6 protein-coding genes, 4 tRNA genes and 2 rRNA genes (1 of these 12 only partly in view) are annotated in these 8,193 nt (G+C 52.3%); all 12 read left to right on the top strand.

From position 1 onward, the window contains the following. Positions 1–2,824 (top strand): 23S ribosomal RNA (locus C2E19_RS26705); it begins 70 nt to the left of the window's first position. Between the two features lie 168 nt (positions 2,825–2,992). After that, positions 2,993–3,108 (top strand): 5S ribosomal RNA (rrf, locus tag C2E19_RS26700). A 132-nt stretch (positions 3,109–3,240) separates the two neighbouring features. After that, positions 3,241–4,194 (top strand): bifunctional biotin--[acetyl-CoA-carboxylase] ligase/biotin operon repressor BirA, encoded by a 954-nt coding sequence (birA, locus tag C2E19_RS26695; RefSeq protein ID WP_129395736.1) that lies wholly within the window; start codon positions 3,241–3,243, stop codon positions 4,192–4,194. Continuing rightward, a complete protein-coding gene (locus tag C2E19_RS26690) occupies positions 4,184–4,936 on the top strand; it encodes a pantothenate kinase (RefSeq protein ID WP_129395735.1) in 753 nt (250 codons plus the stop codon). The genes birA and C2E19_RS26690 overlap by 11 nt, the downstream gene beginning before the upstream one ends. Positions 4,937–4,943: 7 nt before the next feature. Further along, complete coding sequence (locus tag C2E19_RS26685) at positions 4,944–5,375, top strand: hypothetical protein (RefSeq protein ID WP_129395734.1); 432 nt, start codon at positions 4,944–4,946, stop codon at positions 5,373–5,375. A 143-nt stretch (positions 5,376–5,518) separates the two neighbouring features. Further along, positions 5,519–5,603 (top strand) — tRNA-Tyr (locus tag C2E19_RS26680). A 25-nt stretch (positions 5,604–5,628) separates the two neighbouring features. After that, positions 5,629–5,702: transfer RNA gene (locus C2E19_RS26675), tRNA-Gly, on the top strand. A gap of 26 nt (positions 5,703–5,728) precedes the next feature. Beyond that, positions 5,729–5,804: transfer RNA gene (locus tag C2E19_RS26670), tRNA-Thr, on the top strand. 84 nt (positions 5,805–5,888) lie between these two features. Beyond that, complete coding sequence (gene tuf / locus C2E19_RS26665) at positions 5,889–7,082, top strand: elongation factor Tu (RefSeq protein WP_053124324.1); 1,194 nt, start codon at positions 5,889–5,891, stop codon at positions 7,080–7,082. Positions 7,083–7,135: 53 nt separating this feature from the next. Further along, positions 7,136–7,211 (top strand) — tRNA-Trp (locus C2E19_RS26660). A gap of 45 nt (positions 7,212–7,256) precedes the next feature. Continuing rightward, positions 7,257–7,625, top strand: a complete 369-nt coding sequence (secE, locus tag C2E19_RS26655; RefSeq protein ID WP_009045851.1) for a preprotein translocase subunit SecE — start codon at positions 7,257–7,259, stop codon at positions 7,623–7,625. 9 nt (positions 7,626–7,634) lie between these two features. Then, on the top strand, positions 7,635–8,168 hold the full coding sequence (gene nusG / locus C2E19_RS26650) for a transcription termination/antitermination protein NusG (RefSeq protein WP_007916492.1): 534 nt from the start codon (positions 7,635–7,637) through the stop codon (positions 8,166–8,168). Positions 8,169–8,193: the final 25 nt, after the last annotated feature.

Genomic DNA, 8,193 nt, shown 5'->3' with positions numbered 1-8,193 from the left:
AAAAGCTTCGGGGAGTCGGCAAACAGACTTTGATCCGGAGATGTCTGAATGGGGGAACCCAGCCATCATAAGATGGTTATCTTGTACTGAATACATAGGTGCAAGAGGCGAACCAGGGGAACTGAAACATCTAAGTACCCTGAGGAAAAGAAATCAACCGAGATTCCCTTAGTAGTGGCGAGCGAACGGGGACTAGCCCTTAAGTGGCTTTGAGATTAGCGGAACGCTCTGGAAAGTGCGGCCATAGTGGGTGATAGCCCTGTACGCGAAAATCTCTTAGTCATGAAATCGAGTAGGACGGAGCACGAGAAACTTTGTCTGAATATGGGGGGACCATCCTCCAAGGCTAAATACTACTGACTGACCGATAGTGAACTAGTACCGTGAGGGAAAGGCGAAAAGAACCCCGGAGAGGGGAGTGAAATAGATCCTGAAACCGTATGCGTACAAGCAGTGGGAGCCCACTTTGTTGGGTGACTGCGTACCTTTTGTATAATGGGTCAGCGACTTATTTTCAGTGGCGAGCTTAACCGAATAGGGGAGGCGTAGCGAAAGCGAGTCTTAATAGGGCGTCTAGTCGCTGGGAATAGACCCGAAACCGGGCGATCTATCCATGGGCAGGTTGAAGGTTGGGTAACACTAACTGGAGGACCGAACCGACTACCGTTGAAAAGTTAGCGGATGACCTGTGGATCGGAGTGAAAGGCTAATCAAGCTCGGAGATAGCTGGTTCTCCTCGAAAGCTATTTAGGTAGCGCCTCATGTATCACTGTAGGGGGTAGAGCACTGTTTCGGCTAGGGGGTCATCCCGACTTACCAAACCGATGCAAACTCCGAATACCTACAAGTGCCGAGCATGGGAGACACACGGCGGGTGCTAACGTCCGTCGTGAAAAGGGAAACAACCCAGACCGTCAGCTAAGGTCCCAAAGTTATGGTTAAGTGGGAAACGATGTGGGAAGGCTTAGACAGCTAGGAGGTTGGCTTAGAAGCAGCCACCCTTTAAAGAAAGCGTAATAGCTCACTAGTCGAGTCGGCCTGCGCGGAAGATGTAACGGGGCTCAAACCATACACCGAAGCTACGGGTATCATCTTCGGATGATGCGGTAGAGGAGCGTTCTGTAAGCCTGTGAAGGTGAGTTGAGAAGCTTGCTGGAGGTATCAGAAGTGCGAATGCTGACATGAGTAACGACAATGGGTGTGAAAAACACCCACGCCGAAAGACCAAGGTTTCCTGCGCAACGTTAATCGACGCAGGGTTAGTCGGTCCCTAAGGCGAGGCTGAAAAGCGTAGTCGATGGAAAACAGGTTAATATTCCTGTACTTCTGGTTATTGCGATGGAGGGACGGAGAAGGCTAGGCCAGCTTGGCGTTGGTTGTCCAAGTTTAAGGTGGTAGGCTGGAATCTTAGGTAAATCCGGGATTCTAAGGCCGAGAGCTGATGACGAGTGTTCTTTTAGAACACGAAGTGGTTGATGCCATGCTTCCAAGAAAAGCTTCTAAGCTTCAGGTAACCAGGAACCGTACCCCAAACCGACACAGGTGGTTGGGTAGAGAATACCAAGGCGCTTGAGAGAACTCGGGTGAAGGAACTAGGCAAAATGGCACCGTAACTTCGGGAGAAGGTGCGCCGGTGAGGGTGAAGGACTTGCTCCGTAAGCTCATGCCGGTCGAAGATACCAGGCCGCTGCGACTGTTTATTAAAAACACAGCACTCTGCAAACACGAAAGTGGACGTATAGGGTGTGACGCCTGCCCGGTGCCGGAAGGTTAATTGATGGGGTTAGCTAACGCGAAGCTCTTGATCGAAGCCCCGGTAAACGGCGGCCGTAACTATAACGGTCCTAAGGTAGCGAAATTCCTTGTCGGGTAAGTTCCGACCTGCACGAATGGCGTAACGATGGCGGCGCTGTCTCCACCCGAGACTCAGTGAAATTGAAATCGCTGTGAAGATGCAGTGTATCCGCGGCTAGACGGAAAGACCCCGTGAACCTTTACTATAGCTTTGCACTGGACTTTGAATTTGCTTGTGTAGGATAGGTGGGAGGCTTTGAAGCGTGGACGCCAGTTCGCGTGGAGCCAACCTTGAAATACCACCCTGGCAACTTTGAGGTTCTAACTCAGGTCCGTTATCCGGATCGAGGACAGTGTATGGTGGGTAGTTTGACTGGGGCGGTCTCCTCCTAAAGAGTAACGGAGGAGTACGAAGGTGCGCTCAGACCGGTCGGAAATCGGTCGTAGAGTATAAAGGCAAAAGCGCGCTTGACTGCGAGACAGACACGTCGAGCAGGTACGAAAGTAGGTCTTAGTGATCCGGTGGTTCTGTATGGAAGGGCCATCGCTCAACGGATAAAAGGTACTCCGGGGATAACAGGCTGATACCGCCCAAGAGTTCATATCGACGGCGGTGTTTGGCACCTCGATGTCGGCTCATCACATCCTGGGGCTGAAGCCGGTCCCAAGGGTATGGCTGTTCGCCATTTAAAGTGGTACGCGAGCTGGGTTTAGAACGTCGTGAGACAGTTCGGTCCCTATCTGCCGTGGACGTTTGAGATTTGAGAGGGGCTGCTCCTAGTACGAGAGGACCGGAGTGGACGAACCTCTGGTGTTCCGGTTGTCACGCCAGTGGCATTGCCGGGTAGCTATGTTCGGGAAAGATAACCGCTGAAAGCATCTAAGCGGGAAACTTGCCTCAAGATGAGATCTCACTGGAACCTTGAGTTCCCTGAAGGGCCGTCGAAGACTACGACGTTGATAGGTTGGGTGTGTAAGCGCTGTGAGGCGTTGAGCTAACCAATACTAATTGCCCGTGAGGCTTGACCATATAACACCCAAGCAATTTGCATGCTCCAAGCTGAAAAGCGAGAGAGACCAGATTGCGGTGTGTGAAGACGAAACGAACCGAAAGTTCGATGTTCACAAACACCGAAAGCTATCACATACCCAATTTGCTGAAGCGAGGCCGTCCGGCCACGACTCAGTACCCGAATTTCTTGACGACCATAGAGCGTTGGAACCACCTGATCCCATCCCGAACTCAGCAGTGAAACGATGCATCGCCGATGGTAGTGTGGGGTTTCCCCATGTGAGAGTAGGTCATCGTCAAGATTAAATTCCGAAACCCCAATTGCGAAAGCAATTGGGGTTTTGTTTTGCCCGCAAGAAAAGCGCTTGCTTGATTTCTATGCAACGGCTCGGGGCATGGCTATTATTCGGGCCTCATTGTGAGGCGAGACCTGCATGCTGACGTTGTTGAATCTTCTGAAGGATGGTCGTTTCCATTCCGGTCAGGATCTGGGCGAGGCCCTGGGAATAAGTCGAAGTGCAGTATGGAAGCAGCTTCAGCATCTTGAGGCTGAACTCGGCTTGTCTATCCATAAAGTCCGGGGGCGGGGTTATCAGTTGGCATCGCCATTGATGCTGCTCGACTCTTTAAAGATATCGACAATGGCACCGAATTGGCCGGTGACCGTTCTGGACTCGGTCGACTCGACTAATGCCGAAGCATTGCGCTCTATTGGCCAAGGCAATTCAGCACCGTTTTTGGTGCTTGCTGAGCGGCAGGTTTCCGGTCGCGGCCGCAGAGGTCGTAAATGGGTCAGTCCGTTTGCTGAAAATTTATATTACAGCCTTGTTCTTCGAATCGATGGTGGAATGCGTCAGCTCGAAGGGCTCAGCCTTGTTGTAGGGTTGGCTGTGATGCAGACTTTGCGGAGCTTTGGCGTGGTAAATGCCGGTTTGAAGTGGCCCAATGATGTCTTGGTGGGTAACAAAAAAATCGCCGGCATTCTGCTTGAGCTTATTGGCGACCCGGCGGATGTCTGTCATGTGGTGCTGGGGATTGGTATCAATGTGAATATGCAGACTGCTGATGAGGTCGATCAGCAATGGACCTCGATTCGACTTGAGTCTGGCAATAACTGCGATCGAAATGCCTTGGTGGCCGAGCTGAGTAAGCAGCTGGACACCTACATTCAGCGTCATCAGGCGGGTGGATTTTCGGTTCTCCGGGAGGAATGGGAGGCGAATCACTTGTGGCAGGAGCGATCGGTGTCATTGATTGCTGGTACCAACCATATAGATGGCGTAGTGCTCGGAATCGACAATCAAGGTGCTCTGCGCTTGAGGGTGAATGGCGTGGAAAAAGTATTTAGTGGTGGTGAGCTGAGCCTGAGGTTGCGTGATGATTCTTGAGCTCGACTGCGGGAACAGTTTTATAAAATGGCGTGTGCTGAATGCCGCGGTTGGCGGCCTGATCTCCGAAGGGGTGGTCGACTCGGATTTGGCGCTGCTTGAGAGTTTGCGAGCGATTGATCGGCTTTCCCTGGGCAAATGTCGCTTGGTCAGTGTGAGGACTGGCGAAGAAACCGGCGCGCTGATCGACATTATCGAGCGGGAGTTCGGTATTTCGGTGATTCGCGCGGAGTCCGCTCGTGAAATGTCTGGTGTTAGAAATGGTTACGAAGACTACGAGCGCCTTGGGCTTGATCGATGGCTGGCGATGCTGGGCGGGTTTCACCTCGCTTCAGGAGGCGCGTGCCTGGTACTCGATTTCGGTACGGCGGTAACCGCAGATTTCATCGCGGCTGATGGCGAGCATCTGGGGGGCTTTATTTGTCCTGGAATGCCGTTGATGCGTAACCAGCTGCGTACTCATACCCGAAAGATTCGTTATGGGGATTTGGCTGCCGAGCGGGCGCTGTCCAGCAACGCACCAGGGCGGACTACCGTTGAGGCGGTAGAGCGTGGGTGTTCATTGATGTTGCGTGGGTTCGTTCTGACGCAGCTGGAAATGGCGCGCTCCTATTGGGGTGCTGATTTCGCTGTCTTTATAACCGGTGGTGACGCCGATTTGGTTGCAGGTGTTGCTCCCGAGGCCAGAATCGTTCCCGACCTGGTGTTTGTGGGGTTGGCTATGGCGTGTCCTTTGTCCTGAGGTTTGTATGCGTTGGTTGTTCCTCCTGCTTCTGGTTCTCAATGTTTTTTATTATGTCTGGCATCAGCAGGAGGCGCCGTTGCGGGCAAAGGACGTGACGCCTCTTAGTTTGTATCGGGGGTCGCAGCAGGATATTCGCTTGCTGAGCGAGACGACCGGTGACGGTAGGGAGAAGCAGGGCGTGCGGCGTCAGGAGTGTCTCTTTCTGGGCGGTTTCTCTCGACAGGAGTCGATTTCGGCGCTGCAGCAACGTTTGGCTGAAATGGGCGTTAATGTACAGCCGTCGTCGAAGGATGCTCCAGGAGCCGGTTATTGGCTGTCTGTTGCACCTGAGAGCCAGCGTTTGTTAGGGGATGTGCAACTGCAGAACCTTTCCAAGGAATTCAATGAGTTAAAACATAAAATAATGCTGTGTGAGGGGGTTGCGCCTGTCGAATAGTTTGCATAGAATGGCGCCCGCTCCACAGCGAAGACCCAAACAGGTTTTCAAAGTGAGGTGATGTCAACGCAGCTAACCTCAGGTTTTTAAATGAGAAAATGCTTGACAGGGGTTTGGCATAGTATAGAATGCCGGCCTGATTAGGAGGGGTTCCCGAGCGGCCAAAGGGATCAGACTGTAAATCTGACGTCTACGACTTCGAAGGTTCGAATCCTTCTCCCTCCACCAGATTTAAGCGTGAGCTGCAAGCTCCGCGGGTATAGTTTAGTGGTAGAACCTCAGCCTTCCAAGCTGATGATGCGGGTTCGATTCCCGCTACCCGCTCCAAGTTTGCAGGTTGTGCAAAGTGTTTCGCTCTTGTAGCTCAGTTGGTAGAGCACACCCTTGGTAAGGGTGAGGTCAGCGGTTCAAATCCGCTCAAGAGCTCCATATAACAAGGCAGATATGAAAATATCTGCCTTTGTTTTAATGGCTAGTGTTGTTTGCTCAATTCTTCTGTTAAGGGTGATATCGATGGCTAAGGAAAAATTTGATCGTTCCCTGCCGCACGTCAACGTTGGGACCATTGGTCACGTTGACCACGGTAAAACCACTTTGACTGCTGCTCTGACTCGCGTTTGCTCCGAAGTTTTCGGTTCGGCAATCGTTGATTTCGATAAGATCGACAGCGCCCCAGAAGAGAAAGCTCGCGGTATCACCATCAACACCGCGCACGTTGAGTACAACTCGAAAATTCGTCACTACGCTCACGTTGACTGCCCAGGTCACGCTGACTATGTGAAGAACATGATCACCGGTGCTGCTCAAATGGACGGCGCTATTCTGGTTTGCTCGGCCGCTGATGGTCCGATGCCGCAGACCCGTGAGCACATCCTGCTGTCCCGTCAGGTTGGCGTTCCGTACATCGTGGTTTTCCTGAACAAGGCTGACCTGGTAGACGACGCTGAGTTGCTGGAGCTGGTCGAGATGGAAGTTCGCGACCTGTTGTCCACCTACGACTTCCCGGGCGATGACACTCCAATCATCATCGGTTCGGCTCGTATGGCTCTGGAAGGCAAAGACGACAACGAGATGGGCACCACTGCCGTCAAGAAGCTGGTTGAGACTCTGGATAGCTACATCCCAGAACCGGTTCGTGTCACCGATAAGCCGTTCCTGATGCCAATCGAAGACGTATTCTCGATCTCGGGTCGCGGTACTGTTGTGACCGGTCGTATCGAGCGCGGTATCGTTCGTGTTCAAGATCCGCTGGAAATCGTTGGTCTGCGTGACACCACCGTTACTACTTGCACTGGTGTTGAAATGTTCCGCAAGTTGCTCGACGAAGGTCGTGCTGGCGAGAACTGTGGCGTTCTGCTGCGTGGTACCAAGCGTGACGACGTTGAGCGTGGTCAGGTTCTGGTTAAGCCGGGTTCGGTTAAGCCGCACACGAAGTTCACTGCAGAAGTTTACGTTCTGAGCAAGGAAGAAGGCGGTCGTCACACTCCGTTCTTCAAAGGCTACCGTCCACAGTTCTACTTCCGTACGACTGACGTGACTGGTAACTGCGAGCTGCCAGAAGGCGTTGAAATGGTAATGCCAGGTGACAACATTCAGATGACTGTTACCCTGATCAAAACCATCGCGATGGAAGATGGTCTGCGTTTCGCTATCCGTGAAGGCGGTCGTACCGTCGGCGCTGGTGTCGTAGCCAAAATCATCGAGTAAGTTGTTGTAATGTCTTTTTCAGGCCGGCATAATGGTCGGCCTGATTTTGTTTTAGGTCAGTAGCTCAATTGGCAGAGCGACGGTCTCCAAAACCGTAGGTTGGGGGTTCGATTCCCTCCTGACCTGCCAGATTCACTTGGTGTGTCTGGCTTTCTTTTCACAGGATCTTCATAGATGACTCCTAAAGCTGAAGCTCAAGGCTCTCGCTTCGATCTGCTCAAGTGGCTTGTAGTAGTCGCTTTGGTGGTTGTTGGCGTTGTTGGCAATCAGTATTACTCTGCTTCGCCGATCCTGTACCGCGTACTCGCATTGCTGGCCATTGCTGCTGTAGCTGCCTTTGTAGGCTTGCAGACAGCGAAGGGCAAGTCTTTCTTTGTACTGGTTAAGGAAGCTCGCACCGAAATTCGTAAAGTCGTGTGGCCAACTCGCCAAGAAACCACGCAGACCACCCTTATTGTGGTGGCTGTTGTTCTGGTTATGGCGTTGCTGTTGTGGGGGCTTGATTCCCTGCTCGGCTGGCTTGTTTCCTTGATTGTCGGCTAAGGGTGTCCCGTGGCTAAGCGTTGGTACGTTGTGCATGCTTACTCGGGTTACGAGAAGCATGTAATGCGCTCGCTCGTCGAGCGCGTAAAGCTGGCTGGCATGGAAGATGGCTTCGGCGAGATTCTGGTTCCCACTGAAGAAGTGGTTGAAATGCGTAATGGCCAGAAGCGCAAAAGCGAACGAAAGTTCTTTCCAGGCTATGTGCTGGTTCAGATGGATATGAATGAGGGTACTTGGCACTTGGTCAAGGATACACCTCGGGTGATGGGTTTTATTGGCGGTACTGCTGATAAGCCTGCACCAATCACCGATAAAGAGGCGGAAGCAATTCTGCGTCGTGTTGCTGATGGTAGCGACAAGCCTAAGCCGAAGACGCTCTTCGAGCCAGGTGAAACGGTGCGAGTCAATGATGGTCCATTTGCTGATTTCAATGGCGTCGTTGAAGAAGTTAACTACGAAAAGAGCCGGATCCAAGTGGCAGTGCTCATTTTCGGTCGCTCTACCCCGGTAGAGTTGGAGTTCAGTCAGGTCGAAAAGGTCTAACTGGACAAGCATCCCAACCCCGCAG

This window comes from Pseudomonas sp. DTU12.3 (assembly GCF_004124275.1).
In the GTDB taxonomy this organism is placed as follows: Bacteria; Pseudomonadota; Gammaproteobacteria; order Pseudomonadales; family Pseudomonadaceae; genus Aquipseudomonas; species Aquipseudomonas helmanticensis.
Note: the sequence above shows the minus strand (reverse complement) of the source record. Positions and strands in the feature narration are given on the sequence as shown.